Annotated in this window: 13 protein-coding genes and 1 tRNA gene; 5 read left to right on the top strand and 9 right to left on the bottom strand. The window is 61.8% G+C overall.

Going from position 1 to position 17290, the window contains the following annotated elements; all coding sequences use genetic code 11:
- Positions 1-75: 75 nt before the first annotated feature.
- The 4 genes from PQU92_RS09235 to glmU all read right to left on the bottom strand — a co-directional run bounded on the left by PQU92_RS09235 (position 76) and on the right by glmU (position 4867).
- Positions 76-1356 carry an O-antigen ligase family protein gene (locus PQU92_RS09235; RefSeq protein WP_272747927.1) on the bottom strand — a complete coding sequence of 427 codons (1281 nt, stop codon included), beginning with the start codon at positions 1354-1356 and terminating at the stop codon, positions 76-78.
- A gap of 62 nt (positions 1357-1418) precedes the next feature.
- Positions 1419-2795, bottom strand: a complete 1377-nt coding sequence (gene gor, locus PQU92_RS09230; protein WP_272747926.1) for a glutathione-disulfide reductase — start codon at positions 2793-2795, stop codon at positions 1419-1421.
- A 9-nt stretch (positions 2796-2804) separates the two neighbouring features.
- Positions 2805-3497 (bottom strand): ribose-5-phosphate isomerase RpiA, encoded by a 693-nt coding sequence (gene rpiA / locus PQU92_RS09225; RefSeq protein WP_272747925.1) that lies wholly within the window; start codon positions 3495-3497, stop codon positions 2805-2807.
- A gap of 5 nt (positions 3498-3502) precedes the next feature.
- Positions 3503-4867, bottom strand: a complete 1365-nt coding sequence (gene glmU / locus PQU92_RS09220; protein WP_272747924.1) for a bifunctional UDP-N-acetylglucosamine diphosphorylase/glucosamine-1-phosphate N-acetyltransferase GlmU — start codon at positions 4865-4867, stop codon at positions 3503-3505.
- Positions 4868-5021: 154 nt separating this feature from the next.
- On the opposite strand from glmU, the gene PQU92_RS09215 reads away from it, so the two are divergent.
- The gene (locus PQU92_RS09215) at positions 5022-5708 is read left to right on the top strand and encodes an HAD-IA family hydrolase (RefSeq protein ID WP_272747923.1); all 687 of its coding nucleotides are present in this window, start codon (positions 5022-5024) and stop codon (positions 5706-5708) included.
- 58 nt (positions 5709-5766) lie between these two features.
- Positions 5767-5841, top strand: a tRNA-Val gene (locus PQU92_RS09210).
- A gap of 182 nt (positions 5842-6023) precedes the next feature.
- On the opposite strand, the gene PQU92_RS09205 is transcribed toward PQU92_RS09210, so the two are convergent.
- Entirely contained in the window at positions 6024-6779 is a 756-nt protein-coding gene (locus tag PQU92_RS09205; RefSeq protein ID WP_272747922.1) for a hypothetical protein, read from the bottom strand.
- A gap of 80 nt (positions 6780-6859) precedes the next feature.
- Between PQU92_RS09205 and PQU92_RS09200 the strand changes: the two genes are divergently transcribed.
- On the top strand, positions 6860-7870 hold the full coding sequence (locus PQU92_RS09200) for an Ldh family oxidoreductase (protein WP_272747921.1): 1011 nt from the start codon (positions 6860-6862) through the stop codon (positions 7868-7870).
- Positions 7871-7953: 83 nt separating this feature from the next.
- Here the strand turns inward: PQU92_RS09200 and PQU92_RS09195 are convergent, their stop codons facing one another.
- Together PQU92_RS09195 and PQU92_RS09190 are read right to left on the bottom strand one after the other, a co-directional pair.
- Positions 7954-9567, bottom strand: coding sequence for a family 43 glycosylhydrolase (locus PQU92_RS09195; protein ID WP_272747920.1), 1614 nt, complete (start codon positions 9565-9567; stop codon positions 7954-7956).
- Between the two features lie 6 nt (positions 9568-9573).
- On the bottom strand, positions 9574-11991 hold the full coding sequence (locus PQU92_RS09190) for a glycoside hydrolase family 127 protein (RefSeq protein ID WP_272747919.1): 2418 nt from the start codon (positions 11989-11991) through the stop codon (positions 9574-9576).
- 109 nt (positions 11992-12100) lie between these two features.
- On the opposite strand from PQU92_RS09190, the gene PQU92_RS09185 reads away from it, so the two are divergent.
- Both PQU92_RS09185 and PQU92_RS09180 read left to right on the top strand, forming a co-directional pair.
- Complete coding sequence (locus PQU92_RS09185) at positions 12101-13855, top strand: DUF885 domain-containing protein (protein ID WP_272747918.1); 1755 nt, start codon at positions 12101-12103, stop codon at positions 13853-13855.
- A 3-nt stretch (positions 13856-13858) separates the two neighbouring features.
- A complete protein-coding gene (locus PQU92_RS09180; protein WP_272747917.1) occupies positions 13859-14728 on the top strand; it encodes a glycoside hydrolase in 870 nt (289 codons plus the stop codon).
- On the opposite strand, the gene PQU92_RS09175 is transcribed toward PQU92_RS09180, so the two are convergent.
- Both PQU92_RS09175 and PQU92_RS09170 read right to left on the bottom strand, forming a co-directional pair.
- Positions 14725-15906 carry a M24 family metallopeptidase gene (locus tag PQU92_RS09175; RefSeq protein ID WP_272747916.1) on the bottom strand — a complete coding sequence of 394 codons (1182 nt, stop codon included), beginning with the start codon at positions 15904-15906 and terminating at the stop codon, positions 14725-14727. The two genes, PQU92_RS09180 and PQU92_RS09175, sit on opposite strands and share 4 nt — an antisense overlap.
- Before the next feature lie 6 nt (positions 15907-15912).
- Positions 15913-17139 carry an NAD(P)/FAD-dependent oxidoreductase gene (locus PQU92_RS09170; protein WP_272747915.1) on the bottom strand — a complete coding sequence of 409 codons (1227 nt, stop codon included), beginning with the start codon at positions 17137-17139 and terminating at the stop codon, positions 15913-15915.
- Positions 17140-17290 lie beyond the last annotated feature (151 nt).

The following is a 17290-nucleotide window of genomic DNA, read 5'->3' as shown; positions in this document are numbered from 1 at the left end:
GTATTTTATAGTTTAATTTGAAACTTCAACCTGCATTTATACTGTACTCCAAGCCATTTTCGCCTCCCGGGCGGCCTATTTTCCGGCGAATTTCAGCGCTTTTTGCGTCATGGCCAGCACGGCGGCGACGATGGCCGCCAGGGCCAGCCACCATTCCTGCCAGATGCCAAAGCTCAGTTGCGCCAGAGTGAAAAACGCCGCGACGGTGGCCAGGATATAGGGCCGTGTATCGATGCCGTCGCTGTCACCAATGTCCCTGAGCGCTCTCGGATCATTGCCCTGCACAGGGCCACCCTGCCCCACCCGCAGAATCAGAAGCACCCAAAAGGCGGCGAGGATAAATAGCCCGACATAGCCCAGTTCAAGAGCCACCTGCATCGACATGTTGTGGGGATGGAGCGGAATCGCCTTACCGAAATGTCGACTTGAATCAAAACCCCAGCCAAGGAATGGCTTGGTCATGATTTTTTCGGCGGTAAACATCCAGATATCGACCCGCGCATCCCACGATGGCGGCAAGAACTGATGCATATTATCGTCCCATTTCATGACTTTGATGAAATGCATGATAACGGGGAAATACAGAATCTTGACCGCAACGACAAAGGCCGCCCAGTAATAGATGCTGATCTTACCGATATAGGGCACATAACGTGCCAGCAGAAAGAAGATATAAGAGACGACCATGGCCAGCACCGGTGCATTCGCTCCGGTAATGATCGGCGTCACCACACAGGCCCCTAGCGCCACGATCTGGATGCTGCGCGACTTGAACTCACCCACCAGCATGACCGGCCAGTATAGCAGCACGAAGGCATAGGTCGCTATCGATAGCTTAACCATAGCGAGGTCAGGGCGGATCGGCTTATAGATGGTGGCCGATATGGCCTGATAGATAGATGCCCCGCTCAAGGCGTCGACGATGATCAGCCCGCACAGACCGATAAAGGCGTAGAATAGTCCCCCGGTCAGCTTGAAGGCGTCTTCGTCCTTCATTTTCAGCGCACCGAGGATCAGGGCACCGTACCACACCGGCTGGAGGATCATCTTGAGCCAGGCCTGATCTTCCCAAGTCTGGTACTGGCCGAAATCGGCCCCGCTCTGGATATCGTAAAGCAGCGTCGAGCGGCAAACGAGCCACGCCAACAGGACCACCAGCGCCAGTCCGACCCAGCCAAACGCCTTGGCGTAGCGCCAATAGCTCAACAGCAGAAGACCGCCGAACGTTGCCGTCAGGGCGTACCCCAGCGAACCGAAATAGGTAAACAGGACGAAGAAGGCGAGCGTGATGAACATCACGCCTTGCGTATAGGACGGCATTTTGAACCCCACCGCCGACATCTTCGCTACCGCCATAGTCCCTCGCCACTCAAACGCTTATCGACTCCCTTACATCCTTCGACGGGGTGGGGAAAGGATTAAGCCGTGCGTTTTTCCCTCAGCGTCACAAATTCCTCGGCCGCGGTCGGATGCACCGCGCAGGTGGCGTCCCACTGGGCCTTGGTCAGGCCCGCCTTGACCGCGATCCCGGCCATCTGGATGATCTCGGCGGAATCCGGCCCGACCATGTGCACGCCTAGCACCACATCGGTCTTGTGATCGACGATCAGCTTCATTAGGGTGCGGTTGTCGCCGCCGACAAACGCCGTCTTCATCGTCTTGAACCGCGCCGTATAGATATCGACGCGAATCCCCTGCGCCACCGCGTCCTGCTCGGTCAGGCCGACCGTGCCGATCTGAGGCTGCGAGAAGACCGCCGTCGCGATCTGGCTGTGGTCATAGGCCTGAGGGTTGTTCTTGAACGCCGTCTCGACAAAGGCCACGCCTTCGCGGATGGCGACCGGCGTCAGGTTGCAGCGGTTGGTCACGTCGCCGACGGCATAGATATGGTCTAGCGCGGTCTTGGAGAACTTATCGACGACCACCGCACCGTCGCGATCCAGACCGACGCCGATCTCTTCCAGCCCCAGATTGCGCGTATGCGGACGGCGGCCCGTGGCGTAGAGGACGGTTTCGACCGTCAGTTCGGTGTCGTCGGTCAGGGTCACCTTGATGCCATCGGCCACCCGTTCCAGCGACTTGGGCTCGGCATGGGTCATGATGCGGATGCCCTTCTTGCCCATTTCCTGAGTCAGGTGCTCGCGCACCTCCTGATCGAAGGCGCGCAGGATCTGGTCGCCGCGATAGAGGAGATGGGTTTCGACGCCCCAGCCGTTGAGCACGCCAGCAAATTCCACCGCGATATAGCCGCCGCCAACGATGGCCATCGATTTCGGCAGCTTGTCCAGATGGAACATCTCGTTCGAGGTGATGGCCAGTTCCTTGCCCTCGACATCGTCGGGCACGAAGGGGTGGCCGCCGACGGCGATCAGGATCGTCTTCGCCGTCACCTCATAGGGCGCATCGCCGTTCGACGGCGTCAGGTGCACCGTATGTTCGCCGGTCAGCTTGGCGCGGGCATTGATCAGGTCCGCCCCGACCTTGACGAGGTTGGAAGCATAGATGTCCGACAGTCGGTTGACCTCTGTATTATTGGCGTTGCGGAATTTCACCCAGTCGAACTTGCCCGACTGCGCTTCCCAGCCGAAACCGCGCGCATAGGCGATCTGTTCGGGCACTTCCGAAGCATAGACCATGAACTTTTTCGGGACGCAGCCGCGCAGGACGCAGGTGCCGCCGGCCTTGTCCTCTTCGGCCACGGCGACCCTGAGGCCGAGTTGCGCCGAAAGACGCGCCGCGCGCACCCCGCCGGAGCCCGCGCCGAGGACAAACAGGTCATAATCGTAGTCGGACATCTTAAATCCTTAGGGATAAAAAACTTTGACACCCTCATCGGTGCCGATAAGCGCGATGTCGGCCAGATCGAGGAACAGGCCATGATCGACCACGCCGGTCGTGGCTTTCAGTGCGCTGGCCAGGCCCGACGGATCGTGGATCGCCCCGCAGGCCACGTCGAAGATAAGATTGCCGCCGTCGGTTACAAAGGCCTCGCCGCTTTTTTTGCGCAGGATCGGCATTTTGGCGATATCGAACTCGGACAGCACATCGGTGATGCGGTTGATCGTGCCTTTGTAAGCAAAGGGCTCAACCTCGATCGGCAGGGCGAACTGCCCCAGCGTAGCGACGTGCTTGGCGGCGTCGGCAATGACGATGCAGCGGTCGGCCATTTCCCAGATCAGCTTTTCACGCAAAAGCGCCCCGCCGCCGCCCTTGATCAGGGCCAGCCCTTCGCCGATCTCGTCCGCGCCGTCGACGCAAAGATCGAGCTTGCCGACATCGTTGATGTCCCTGATCTCCAGCCCCAGCGAATGGGCCAGATGCGTCGTCTGGTTCGAGGTCGAGACGAGCGTCAGCTTCATACCCGCCTTGACCTCATCGGCAATGGCCTTGACGAACCAGGCCGCCGTGGAGCCGGTGCCCAGCCCGACCTTCATGCCGTCCCGGATGTGGTCGATGGCCGCAAGGCCGGAAATCTGTTTTTGCGTATCGGCGCTCAACGGCTCTATCCTTTTTTGAGAGCGGCTTTTTCAGCCCGTTTGCGGTCGCGGAAGGCCTTGGCCCAGCCTGGTTTTTCGGTCTGACGCGCGCGCTCGAAGGCCAGAGCATCGGCGGGCACGTCCTGCGCGATGACCGAACCCGACCCGGTGATGGCACCCGCCCCGATATTGACCGGCGCGACCAGAGAGCTGTTCGAACCGATGAAGGCTCCCTCACCGACGACGGTCCTGTGCTTGAAGAACCCATCATAGTTACAGAAGATGGTGCCCGCGCCGATATTGGCCTTTGCGCCGACCTCGCCATCCCCCAGATAGCTGAGGTGATTGGCCTTGGCCCCGTCACCGATTTTGGCGTTCTTGACCTCGACGAAATTGCCAATATGGGCGTCACGACCGATCTGCGCCCCCGGACGCAGGCGGGCATAGGGACCGATCAGCGCGCCGGACCCGACCTTCGCACCTTCGAGATGCGAAAAGGCCCGGATCACCGCACCGCTATCGACACTGACCCCCTGAGCAAAAACGACGTTCGGCTCGACGATGACGCCGGCGGCGATCTGCGTATCCCATGACAGGAAGACGGTGTCGGGGGCCGTCATGGTCACGCCGTCTCGCATCAAAACATTGCGGCGGCGCGTCTGCCAGATGGCTTCGGCCACGGCGCGTTCGGCCTGCGAATTGACCCCGATGACGTCATCTTCGGCGACGAAACAGGTTTTCGGCTTCAGGCCGCAGCCCTTGGCCAGCCCGACCACGTCGGTCAGGTAATATTCGCCCTTGGCATTGGCGTTGGTCACCTCACCCAGCAGCGAGAACAGCGTCGCACGATCCGCCGCCAGAACGCCGGAATTACAGGCCGTGATGGCCAGTTGCTCAAGGCTGGCTTCCTTGGCCTCGACAATGGCGCTCAGGTCATTGTCGCCCTCGATGATCAGACGGCCATAGGCGCCCGGGTCGGCAGCGGTGAAGCCCAACACAGCCAGATCGGCGGTATCGGCCAGATCGAAGACGGTTTTCAGTACGCTCGTGTCGATCAGCGGGCAGTCGGCATAGGACACCACGACCTGACCGTCGAAACCGGCCAACGCGTCCTTGGCGGCCAGAACCGCGTGACCGGTGCCCAGAGGCGGGTCCTGAATGACGACGTTTTCGGCGCCGAGTCTGGCACGCGCCGTCTCGCCGACCTGCGGCGAATGGGCGCCGACCACGACGACGATGCGGTCGCAGCCCAGACCTTCGGCGGCGTCGATGGCGAGGTCGAGCATCGTCCGCCCGGCAACCGTGTGCAGAACCTTCGGCACAGGCGATTTCATCCGCGTGCCCTGCCCTGCCGCCAGAATGACCGCCGCGCGTTTCGTGTTTTGGCTCATGATCGTCGATTCACCCGTTGCCGTTGGGTTCGGTTTAGAGCGCATTCCGAAAAGTGTGAAGCGGTTTTCGGATCAAATGCGCGACAATCAAAAACAAACTGGCTAAAGCAAACGGGATTAGAATGCAAAAACGAATTGCGAGCGGCTTTTTCAAATGACCATCCTCCCCGACCTGACCGGATACTGCCTCGCCTTCGATCTCGACGGGACGCTGGTCGAAACCGCGCCGGACATTATCGGCACGCTGAACGAAATCCTGGCCGATTACAAGGTGCCGAAATTTGCCTATTCGGATGCGCGCAAACTGGTCGGACGCGGCGCACGGTCGCTGATCCAGCGCGGCTTCGCTGCTGCCAATGTTCCGCTCGATGCCGCCGCCGAAGACCCGATGGTGGCGCGCTTTCTCGACATCTATCGCGATCGCATCGACCGCGAAAGCACGGCCTTCGAGCGGCTGGAGGACACGCTCGACGCCCTCACCGCCGCCGGGGCGACGCTCACCGTGTGCACCAATAAGCCGACCGACCTGTCGGTGTTGTTGCTGACCAAACTCGGCCTGATCGACCGCTTCGGCTCGGTGCGCGGCGCCGACAGCGTGCCGGACAAGAAGCCCCATCCCGGCCATTTGCAGGCCTGCGTCGACGATGTCGGCCTGACGATGGCAAAGACCATCCTGATCGGCGATTCCGAGACCGATTACCTGACGGCGCAAAACGCCGGCGTGCCCTGCGTGCTGGTCAGTTTCGGCTATTGCGACACGCCGATGGAAGAGATGTCACCTGCCGCCCTGATCCATCATTTCGACGAACTGCCCACAGCGATTGCCGGGCTAGCGAAATAAAACCCCTTGTCAGGCGCGGATTGAGCGGCTAATACCGCCGTCCTCGCAACGTGGTAACGGACTCGTAGCTCAGCGGGAGAGCATTCGCTTCACACGCGAAGGGTCACAGGTTCAATCCCTGTCGGGTCCACCATTCCCTTTTTCCATTCAGATAGTTAAGTGCGCGCCGCGCGTCACGGCGACGTGAGCGAGGATGATGCCCTACTATCGATAAGCCCAGCGCTCTGGCCCTGAGTTCTGCCATAAACGGGCAAAAAACCGTTTTTGTTACCCCGGCCCTTATCCCCTCAATGAGATAAACCTAAAAGCCAAGTCTTACGATACATCGCCAAAGACCTGCCCCTGATTATTTATCCTCAGATGATTGCCGTTCGTGTTGACGGCCTTACCCGCTGGCCCGCCCGGACGCCCGCCGTTGCCGCCCGGCAGTCCGGCATTACCACCCGCGCCACCAGCATTGCCCCGCGCCCCTGCTGCGCCACCACCGCCCGGCGTGCCGGGGCGGCCATAGTCCGAAAAGGAACTGCCTTCGGACGCGACACCGGTCCCGGCGGCCCCGCGATTACCATTGGGGAACCCGCCACCGCCGCCGCTACCGCCATTGCCGCCGCCCGGACCACCGGCGCCCCCACCGCCGCCGCCCTTGACGGTGGCCGACGGCAGGATGACCAGCGTGATCGGCGTGTGCAGGGCGATGGCGTCACCCCCGCGCCCGCCCTCCGTTGGCCCGGGAATATCGCCGCCGTCGCCGCCATTACCGCCACCACCGTAGACATGGCCGCGAATGATCAGCCGTATTTTCACGCCTTCTGGCCACAGACCAGTGTCGATGCCCGGCTTGCCGCCCGGCGCGCCCATGATGACGACCTTATCGGGCACCACGAAATCGAAAGCGGTCGGGGTGCGCCCGTCATAGCCCTGCTGATCCGCCAGTTGCCGCAGATTGGCGGTCTGGCTGACAAGGATCAGCGTCGGCATGGCATCCTGCGCCCTGACGGCAGAGGCTATTGCCGCACCGATCAAACCACCCAGACAGGCTCTCCGGTTCAGGTCAAAGGTGTTTGCGGTCATAGGCTCACTCCCGTTTCCATTTGCGCCGACGTTAAAGTATATAATATACCAATTCAAGTGGAACGGTAAAAGGATATGCCATGACGGAACAGATTCTGACGCTCGACGATGCCCTGTCGCTGAGCGAGCGCGTGCTGGAGGCAAACGGCTTTTCGCCAGATCATGCCCGCGCCATCGCCCGGACGATCTGGCAGGGTCAGCGCGATGAATGTCAATCGCACGGCCTGTACCGGCTGATCGTCTGTACCCACACGGCGCGGTCGGGAAAGGTGTCGACCGACGCCCTGCCCGACATTACCGATGCCGCGCCCGGACTTGTTCGCGCCGATGCGAAGGGGGCCTATTCGCTGCTGGCCTTCGAGCGCGGCCTGCCGATACTGGTCGAAAAGACCCGCCGTCAGGGGATCGCGGCGCTGGCCATCAATCACTGCTACCATTTCTCTGCCCTGTGGCCCGAGGTCGAGGCGATTGCCGCCGAGGGGTTGGTAGCCCTTGCCATGACCCCCAGCCACGCTTGGGTCGCACCGTACGGCGGCACCAAGGGCGTCTTCGGCACGAATCCGCTGGCCTTTGCGTGGCCACACGCCGACGCCCCCCCGTTCGTCTTCGACTTCGCCACCAGTGCAGCGGCGCGCGGCGAGATCGAACTGCACCGCCGGGCGGGCAAGGCGATCCCCGAAGGCTGGGCCGTCGATGCGGACGGACACCCCACGACCGACGCCGAAGCGGCCATGAAAGGGGCCATGCTGACCTTCGGCGGACATAAAGGCTCGGCCCTGTCGGCGATGATCGAACTGATGGCCGGACCGCTGATCGGCGATTTCCTCAGTCTGGAGTCTCAGGCCTATGATGCCGGTGCCGGGGCCACGCCCTATCACGGAGAACTGCTGATCGCCATTGATCCGAACATCTTCATGGGCGGACAGGTCGCCCACCATACGCAACGCGCCGAAGCTTTGTTCGACGCCATACTGGGTCAGGGCGCGCGCCTGCCGTCGCAACGGCGCTACGAGGCCCGTGCCCGCAGTCTGGCGTCCGGTACGGTCAGTATCCCCAAGGCGCTGTATGACGATATACTCGCACTGATATGAAAAATGCCCGCGACCGGAGAGACGCGGGCATTCTTCCAATGAAGCGGTTTTGAAAAGGGGGGAGGAAACCGCCTCAGAGTGTATTAGTTTGCACAGTTCGCCTTCGCGGCCCCTTTTACAGACTGCGGCAGTGGTGCTTTCGGTGTCGTCGAAAAAGCCTGCCATTCCTGCGCGGCAACGGCAGCAAAGGTCTTGCCGTCGGTCGAGGCGTCGAAGACCGCCCGCAGGCAGCGCGTGGTGACGGGGGTAAACTCGACGCGGTTATAGGCATCGAGCTGGCTGCTATAAGGCGTCGTGGCGCTGACCGCTTTCCAGCCCTTGCCGTCCCAGTATTCGACGCGCCAGTCTTTCGGCGGTGCGACGCCGATGCCCGATCCGGCGGGCTGATCGCCCCAGAAATACAGGCTCGACCCGTTGAGCGTCACCGGCTGATCCCACTGATAGACGATCCATTGTTGCTTCGGATTGTTCGGCGACCAGGTGCCCCACATGTCGGGTGGCAGCGGCGCGGGATGCACCTTGCCGTCGTTGAGCGCGCGCAGCCAGTATTGCACCGGCACCGGGGCATTCGAAGCTGTGACGCGGGCATGCGAGGCGATATTGGCCACAGGCGCGGGGTCGAACGGCGCACCGCCGGTCGGCACGACCTTTTTCGGGCGCGGCGGCGAGACGCTGTCGTCCCACAGCACTTCATCGACGGCAACCGAACGACGGAAATGACCGCCGTTATTCGCGTCGGCAGTGTGATAAGCGATGTACCATTTGCCCTTATATTCGACGATCCCCGGATGCGAGGTCGTCGACGACACCGGATCGAGCATCACGCCGCGATAGGTCCACGGCCCCAGCGGCGATTTGGCCGTACCATAGGCAATGCAGGCATAGTAGACGGCCTCGGTACAGTCCGACTCCGGCCCGGCGCGGTTGCCCGCATAGGCCATGTAATAGGTGTCCTTGCGCTTGAAAATCCACGGGGCCTCAAAGAAACCGGTCAGGCTGGTCACATCGACCGGTGCGCCCTTGAAAGTGACCATATCGGCCTCAAGCTCGACGCCTTTCAGCCGCCCGAACGTGCCCCAGTAGAGATAGACGCGCTTGTCGTCATCGATCAGGACGGTCGGGTCGATATTCTGGATATTGTTGGCGACCGGGTAGGACTGCGACACGACCGGCCCCTCTGGGTGGGCATCGACCCACGGCCCGGTCGGACTGTCGGACACGGCCACGCCGATGGCAAAGCCGTCCTTGTTGGTCGAACCGGCCTGCATCACCGGGGCATAGAGATAGAACTTGCCGTTCGGTCCCTGTACGATCTGGGCGGCATAGGCCCGGCCCGGCGTCGCCCATTTGAACACGTCGTCGGGCTTGAGGAAGTGCGGATAGTGCGTCCAGTCGCCGCGCATCGGATCGCCCGAAGCCTCAAGCATCTGCCATTCGGGCATGATGAAGTCGTTGACGCCGGGTTCGGCCTTGTCACGCCCGGTCAGGACGTAGAACTTGCCGCCCGCCACCAGCGGTGCCGGGTCGGTCGTATAGTCCGCCCCGTCCGACAGGATCGGATTGGACGCGGCCTTGACGGCGTGGGCCTCCAGCGCCGGATTGGGTGTATAGCTTTTCGTATCCGCAACGGTTTGCGCCGTCGTCGCACAGGCCGCCAGTACGGGCAGAAAACTGATCAGGCTAAGGGGTTTCATCATCAGTACTCAGGTGGTTTTCGTAGCAGGGGCAGTGGTAAACAAACGGACACCGAAGACGGGCCCTGCGGTCTTGCCTTCCTGCGGGTTGAACCTGACATTGACCTTGGTCTTACCGCGCGTCAGGTCGTGCGGGATCGGGTAGGCGACATCGACCCACGCCCCCGGCTGGCGGCCCGACAGGCGTTCATGCGCAATGACGGTGCCGTCGATTTCGATGGTGAAACTGCGGTTGAACTCCGAGCCCCAGTAGGTCGCCTGAAGCACCAGCGGGCCAGGGTCGTTTTTGGCATCCTTGTTGTCCTTGCTAACCTTGAGGTCGAAGGCGAAGAAGCCGCCGGTGCGCGCATCGCGTCCGTTACGACCGCGATAGACGACCGGATAGGAATTGCCGCCCGTGGTCAGATTATGGTCGCGTTCGGGCTGCATTTCGCCGAGGTGCATGACGTCGACCGAACGGTTGGCCAAATCCTTGAGGCGGGCCTGTTCGGCGCGATAGGCAACCTGTGCCTCGGCCCATTCGGCGTCATTATAGCGGTTGAAATAGACTGCCGTGCGGCGTTCGTATTGGCTGTAGAACGGCCGGAAGGTCATATCGCCGGGACGGCCGATGCCCTTCGACTGATAGACGGCTTCGGTCAGCGAGACCGGCGTGAAGCTGCCCAGCAGGTCCGAGCCCACCAGCGCCGGAGCATCGCCTTCCCAAGGCTTGTCAGCCGCCCCCAGATCGGCGGCCAGTACCATCGGACCGCGCAACAGGGCGACGACGGTGTCGTTGCCCGCCGTGGTTTCGAACCGCAGTTCCAGCGGCAGGTCCAGCGTCACCACGTCGCCCGCTGTCCACTTGCGTGTGATCAGGGCATAGCCCTTGTCCGTTTTGGCCAGAGCGGGTTTGCCGTTGACCATGAGCGTGTGGCCCTTGGCCCAGGCCGGGATGCGCACGGCGACGGTGAAGGTCTTCGCGCCTGACAGCTTGCTGAGTTTCAGCGCCACCGCCCCTTCGTAGGGGTATTTGGTGGTCAGCTCGAAGGCGGCCTTCTGCGCGGTCCACTCGACCTTCGACGGGATGAACAGGTTAACGAAGAGCGTCTTATCCTGTTGCCAGTAGATCGAATCCCCGTGCTTGGAATGGGTCTCGATCCCCGAAAGAACACAGCACCAGAAGGAATTTTCCGGCTCCGAAAACTCGCGCGCGGTGCCCGACATCAGCGGCATCATATAGGTGAACATCCCCGTCGCCGGGTTCTGATGCGCCAGCATGTGGTTGAGGTGCGCGCGCTCGTAATAGTCGAACCACGACGCGTCCGGCGACCAGCTATACAGATGCCGCGTCAGCTTCATCATATTGTAGGTGTTGCAGCTTTCGCAGGTCTGCTCGGTCAGGTGCGCCGACACCGTATCCGGCTCGAAGAAATATTCGCGGTCGGCATTGCCGCCGATGACGAAGCTGTGGTGATTGACGACGCGCTCCCAGAAAAAGCCCGAGGCGGTCTGGTACTGCGACTTCCTGGTGATCTCATAAAGCCGGGCCAGACCGATCAGTTTCGGCACCTGCGTATTGGCGTGGTTATTGGCCAGCTTGTCCTCTTTGGCCGCCAGCGGGTCAAGCATCCGCTTGTGATAGAGCCGTTCGGAGAGGGCCAGCCAGCGCGGGTCCTTGGTACGGGTATAGAGTTCGGCAAAGGATTCGTTGATGCCGCCGTGTTCGCAATCGAGCACCTTCTGCACCTGCGCGTCATCGAGTGCGGCGAAGACCTTTTCGATATAGCCGCCCAGCGCGACGGCGACCGGAATGCCACGGTCGATCCCGGCATAGGTCTGGGCATCCATCAGGCCCGCAAACAGCTTATGCCAGTTATAGAACGGCACCCAGCAGCCATTGAGGTCGAAGCCCGCCGAGCGGATATCGCCGGCCATGATCTCCGGGAAAATCTCCTTGCCATCGACGATGCTCGCATCCTTGCGCTTGCGCATGAAGCCCGCAGCATAGCCGTCGCCGTGCGCGGCCTGCACCTTTTCGAGTTCGGCAATGATATAATTGATGCGCGTCACGCATTCGGGATTGCCCGTCTGGGCGTACATCAGCGACAGGGCGCTTAGGTAATGGCCTAGTGCCTCACCGGCGATGGTGTCGGATTCCCAACCGCCATAGATCTCGCCCTTGACCGGCAGGCCTGCGAACTTATGGTAGTTGTGCAGAAGACGGTCCGGCGACAGGAACATCAGATATTTCGTATTCGCTTCGACCGCTGACAGATAAGGCGACGGCAGCAGGCGCACGTCCTTCAGCGGCACGGCCTCGGCCACGATCGGCAGGGTCACGGCGGCCGCGGCCAGATTGGGGCCGATCAGCGCCGTCAGGAGTGTCGTAGCGGCGGCACCGCGCAGCAGCGTGCGACGGTCGGTGGAAAGGGCGATGCGGGTCATCGGGCGGCCTCGTTTTTGTGAATCCGAAGGTTGCACCTAAATCATTATACTGTATACAATTATCGCACAACCCCCGAAAATAACGCTTTAGCCCTGAGGTTCGCGTCCGATGAAAGCCCTGCTCCGCACCACCGCTCTTATCCTCTGCCTATCCGGAGCCGCCATGTCCGCTCACGCCGATCCTGCGACCGACGCGAAGTTTGAAACCATCTACAAGACCGAATGGGAATGGCGCGGCAAACAGATGGCCTCGGACGAAGACGCGCCCGCCGATCAGCGTGGTGGCGGCCTGCCCGACGTGTCGAAGGCCGCGCAGGACAAGAAGCTCGCTTACTGGCAGACCGTGCTGAAGCAACTCGATGGCGTCGATACCAAGGCCTTATCGCCCGAAGCCCTCGTCAACTATCAGGTCTATCGCTTCCAGATCGAGACCCTGGTCAATGGCCAGGTGTTCAAAACCTATGAACGGCCTCTGGCGGGCGACACCTCGTTCTGGAGCGACCTCGGCTATATGGCGCGCGGCAGCTACCGCACGGAGGCCGATTATCGCAACTATCTGAAGTCGCTCAACGACATGCCGCGCTATTTCGCGCAGAATATGGACAATATGCGCGCGGGGCTGAAGCGCGGCTTTACAGTGCCCAAGGTGTCGCTGGTCGGACGTGACGTGTCCCTGACCACGGTCATCGACGCCAGGGGCGAGGACAATATGTTCTTCCTGCCGTTCAAGTCGATGCCGTCGAGCATCCCGGCCGCGAAACAGGCCGAACTGAAGGCGCTGGCGCTTGATGCCATCGGCAAGAGCGTCATCCCGGCGCACCAGTCCGTCCTGACCTTCATCACCAAGGAATATGCGCCGAAGGCGGCCACCTCGATCGCCGCCTATGATCTGCCCGACGGCAAGGCTTTCTATAAGGCCCAGAGCCGCGAATATACGACGCTGGACCTGACTCCGGAAGCAATCCACCAGATGGGCCTCGACGAAGTGGCCAAGATCCGGGCCGAGATGTTCGCCGTCATGAAGGAAGTGAAATTCGACGGCGACCTCAAGGCCTTCCTGCACTTCCTGCGCACCGACCCTCAGTTCTACGTCACCAAGCCGCAGGACCTGCTCGACCGCGCCGCCTGGACGGCCAAGTTGTTCGACGGCAAGGCGGCGGAGTATTTCGGCCGCATGCCGCGCTCGCGCTTCGGCATCTATCCGGTGGCGCCGGAACTGGCCCCCTTCTATACGGGCGGTCGCGGCGGGCCGGGCGGCTACTGGGTCAATACCTATAACCTGCCCGCGCGCCCGCTCTATTCCATCCCGGCTCTGACCCTGCACGAGTCGGCCCCTGGCCACGCCTTCCAGATGCCGCTGGCTATGGAAAATAAAGGCCTGCCGCCCTTCCGTCAGCACACCTACATCTCGGCCTACGGCGAAGGCTGGGCGCTGTATGCCGAACGTCTCGGCGACGAAATGGGCATCTATCAGACGCCCTATGAGCGGTTCGGTATGCTGAGCTATCAGATGTGGCGCGCCGCCCGTCTGGTGGTCGATACCGGCATCCACGCCAAGGGCTGGACGCGCGATCAAGCCATGGCCTTCATGCGCGACAACACCGCCCTGTCGGAGCACGAAATCACCACCGAAACCGACCGTTATATCGCGTGGCCGGGTCAGGCGCTCAGCTACTATCTGGGCGAAATGGCGATCTGGAAGGCCCGCGCCAGGGCCGAGGCCGCGCTGGGTGAAAAGTTCGACATCCGCGCCTTCCATGATACGGTGCTGGAACTGGGCTCGGTGCCCCTGCCCGTTCTTGATGCGGCAGTCGACCGCTTCATCGCGCGCGGCGGCACCAGCCCCTATGCCGGACAGGATTGAGGGATGAACTTAAAAGGGATTTTGCTGGCTGCCGCTTTGGTGGCGACGCCTGCGGTGGCAGCGAATATCGGCCAGCCACCGACCGCGCTCAAGCTCGATCCCTTTTATCGCAAATACCTCAATGCGGGCGGCATTCCCGTCATCGGCTCGGATAAGGTGCCGGACACGGCGATGTGGGCGGCCCGCGACATCGTCGTCACCCTGCTGGCGCACCGTCCGGACCTGCGCCAGGCCCTTGTCAAGGCCGGGGCCCGCGTCGGCGTCATGGCGCAGTCGGAAACCACGACCGACATGCCCGAACAACGCCACTGGAAAAAGCCAACCATCGACGACCCGCGTCTGTCGAAATGCGACGTCCGCGATTATGCGACAACCATAGGGCGGATGACGGATCGTCAGTACTGGGACGCCCGGGCGCGCGGCATGGGCGGGCTCTATACGACCGGCGCGGCGGAAAACCTGATGGCCGTGCCGGGCACGCGCTATTACGGTGAAAACATTCTGGTGCACGAATTTTCGCACAATATTCTGGGGGCGATCCGTCAGGTCGATCCGGCCCTGATGAAGCGCATCGAAGCCGCCTTTATCAACGCCAAGGCCAATGGTTTGTGGCGCGCCGCCTATATGGCGCTTAATGTCGATGAATACTGGGCCGAAGGGACGCAGTTCTGGTTCAATTCGAACATGGCCTATAAGCTGGACGGGCTGGTCGTCGTCAACGACACGGACCTCAAGGCCCACGACCCTCAGCTTTATGCCGTACTGACCGAGGTTTACGGCCGCACACATCGCATCGCCGGCGACGCCTTCTATGGCCACAGCGCACGGCTCAACAGCGCCCCCGCCGATCTCAAGAACGACTGCTATTCTTAAAGCTTATCGATCGCCGCCTGCGGTTCGGTGAACCATTTGGCGCCCCCTTCGGTGACATACATGTGGTCCTCCAGCCGGATGCCGAAGCGTTCCGGCACGACGATCATCGGCTCGTTGGAAAAGCACATGCCCGGCGCTAGCGGCGTTGTGTCGCCGCGCACCAGATAGGCCGGTTCGTGGATATTCAGCCCGATGCCGTGCCCCGTCCGGTGCGGCGTGCCGGGCAGCGCATAGTCTGGCCCCAGCCCATACTTTTCCAGCACGGCGCGCGCCGCATAGTCCACGGCCTCGCACGGAATGCCGACCTCGACACGCGCAAAAGCTGCGGCCTGCGCCTCTTTTTCGATGTCCCAGATGCGCCGCTGCTCCGGCGTCGCCTGACCGAAAACATAGGTACGGGTGATGTCGGAGGTGTAACCCTGCACGTAACAGCCCGTATCGATCAGGACGAGGTCGTTCGCTTTCAGGGTCTGCACACCCGGCAGGCCGTGCGGATAGGCGGTGGCGTGGCCGAACTGCACGATGACAAACGAATTGCCCGCCGCGCCCAGTTTTCGGTGCGCCGCCTCGATGAAGTTGATGACCTCGGTCGTGGTGATGCCCTCGCGCAGGATGCGGGCGGTCGCCTTATGCACAGTTTCGGTCATTGACTTCGCCTGTTGCATCAGGGCGATTTCGGCCGCCGACTTATACATCCGGCAGCCATTGATCACCGAAGACGCCTCGACAATCTCCAGCCCGGTTTCGAGTCCCAGACGACTAACCATCTCGAAACTCATGGCCGGATCGACAGCGATTTTCGACAAACCTCGATCGGCCATCGCCTGTTTGATCAGGGCGTGCGGGCTCTCGTCCTCCTGCCACAGACGCAGATCGAACGGCAGTTTCAGATCGGCCTCGACCGAGCCGCGCTCGAAGAACGGGCAGATGAAAACCGGTGCGCCATCTACCGGCAACAAAAGCGCGATCAGCCGCTCCGATGCCCCCCACGGCAGGCCGGCAAAGTAGCGCAAGGACGCCCCCGCCCCGATCAGCAGCGCCTGAGCCCCCATATCGCGCGTCAGACGCCGCGCCTTGTTTAGTCGCGCTTCATATTCGGCAACCGCAATGGCGGGCGCGGCCACCAGCGGACGCAGCGCGCCCAGTTCGGCTTCGACATCGGAATCACCAATCGACATAATGCTTTATCCAAATCTTTTGAGGTCGAAGACATCGGGGCCCACCCCGGACGCCAGCATATCGGCGACGATTTCGCCGGTCGTTGCCCCCAACGTCAAGCCCAGATGCTGATGACCGATAGCGTAGTAGAGGTTGTCGGCGCGGTCGCTGCGCCCGATAGCGGGCAGATAGTCCGGCAGGGTCGGACGAATACCCACCCATTCGACCAGTTCGCCGCGCAGAGGCAGGTTCAGCTCCAGTGCGTGACGGCGCAGGGCCTGCCATTTGCGCGGATCGGCAGGAGCGTCGATTCGATTCAATTCGACAAAGCTGGCGGCACGCAGACCACTGTCAAAACCGGTAACGATCATCGAGCGGTCCTCAAACACCACGGGCGGGTGTCCTTCCGGCCAGCCGTGATCGCGACTCTGGATATGGTAGCCGCGTTCGGCCACGATCGGCACCTTGTGCCCCAGCGGCTCCAGCAGTGCCTTCGACCACACCCCCGCCGCGACGACAATGTGATCAGCCTCCAGGACTTCGCCGGCTTCCAGCCTGACCGCAGCCTGACCGTCCGTTCGCACCAGACCTGTGACCTCGGTCGTCAGCACCTCACCGCCGCGCGCGACGAAGGTCGCCTCCATCTCGCGCAGCAGTCTCGCCGTATCGGTGACCTGCCCCGTATTTTCAAAGCGGATGGCGCCGTGGATCGGGACCGTCGTCAGGGACGACAGAGCCGCCCGTTCCTCAGGCGTCACTTCTCGCCAGTGCGCCGTGCCGGTATCCGCCGTCCGCCAGCTTTTCAGGCCGTCAGCAGCGCTGGCCCCGCTCTCCCATACTATATAATGTCCATCCTGACGCAACAGGTCCGGCCGGGCGATATCGGCAACCAGTCTTGCCCAGGCGGGCATGGCTCCGGCGATCAGCCCTGACAGGGCGGCCTTGCCCCGTTCGAAGCGCGCCTGCCGCGCTGCCCGCAATAACCGCAGCGAAAAGGGCAGCCACGCACCGATTCCCCCCGGCGGCAGGGAGAGAGCCCCGCCGCGCATGAACCAGCGACGCGGTGCCGACCGCACCATATCCATAGAGGCCAGAGGCTCGACCTGCTCGATCGCGATATGGCCCGCATTGCCATAGGAGGCCGTCGTGCGCACCGCGTCACGGTCGATCAGCCGGACCTGATAACCGCGGCCTTGCAGCCTGAGCGCAATGGACAGACCGACAATGCCGCCCCCGATGACGATAGTCCTCATTTTAGCACACGTAACCTTCTTGCATTGCACTATCGCATATAGTATACGGTATATATTCTCGTGCAAGCCTTAGAGCGTATTCCGGTCTGATTCACACCGCACTCGCTTATAAGTTTTTGTTTTGACGTATATGTTCCCGAAAACCATTGCA

The organism is Asticcacaulis aquaticus (assembly GCF_028550415.1).
GTDB classification, from domain to species: Bacteria; Pseudomonadota; Alphaproteobacteria; order Caulobacterales; family Caulobacteraceae; genus Asticcacaulis; species Asticcacaulis aquaticus.
This window is presented reverse-complemented; position numbering and strand designations above follow the sequence as displayed.

Bases quoted from the DNA above. Each gene is read 5' to 3' on its own strand.
- PQU92_RS09235 (WP_272747927.1), bottom strand. From the start codon at position 1,356: ATGGCGGTAGCGAAGATGTCGGCGGTGGGGTTCAAAATGCCGTCCTAT.
- gor (WP_272747926.1), bottom strand. From the start codon at position 2,795: ATGTCCGACTACGATTATGACCTGTTTGTCCTCGGCGCGGGCTCCGGC.
- glmU (WP_272747924.1), bottom strand. From the start codon at position 4,867: ATGAGCCAAAACACGAAACGCGCGGCGGTCATTCTGGCGGCAGGGCAG.
- PQU92_RS09215 (WP_272747923.1), top strand. From the start codon at position 5,022: ATGACCATCCTCCCCGACCTGACCGGATACTGCCTCGCCTTCGATCTC.
- PQU92_RS09205 (WP_272747922.1), bottom strand. From the start codon at position 6,779: ATGACCGCAAACACCTTTGACCTGAACCGGAGAGCCTGTCTGGGTGGT.
- PQU92_RS09200 (WP_272747921.1), top strand. From the start codon at position 6,860: ATGACGGAACAGATTCTGACGCTCGACGATGCCCTGTCGCTGAGCGAG.
- PQU92_RS09195 (WP_272747920.1), bottom strand. From the start codon at position 9,567: ATGATGAAACCCCTTAGCCTGATCAGTTTTCTGCCCGTACTGGCGGCC.
- PQU92_RS09190 (WP_272747919.1), bottom strand. From the start codon at position 11,991: ATGACCCGCATCGCCCTTTCCACCGACCGTCGCACGCTGCTGCGCGGT.
- PQU92_RS09185 (WP_272747918.1), top strand. From the start codon at position 12,101: ATGAAAGCCCTGCTCCGCACCACCGCTCTTATCCTCTGCCTATCCGGA.
- PQU92_RS09180 (WP_272747917.1), top strand. From the start codon at position 13,859: ATGAACTTAAAAGGGATTTTGCTGGCTGCCGCTTTGGTGGCGACGCCT.
- PQU92_RS09175 (WP_272747916.1), bottom strand. From the start codon at position 15,906: ATGTCGATTGGTGATTCCGATGTCGAAGCCGAACTGGGCGCGCTGCGT.
- PQU92_RS09170 (WP_272747915.1), bottom strand. From the start codon at position 17,139: ATGAGGACTATCGTCATCGGGGGCGGCATTGTCGGTCTGTCCATTGCG.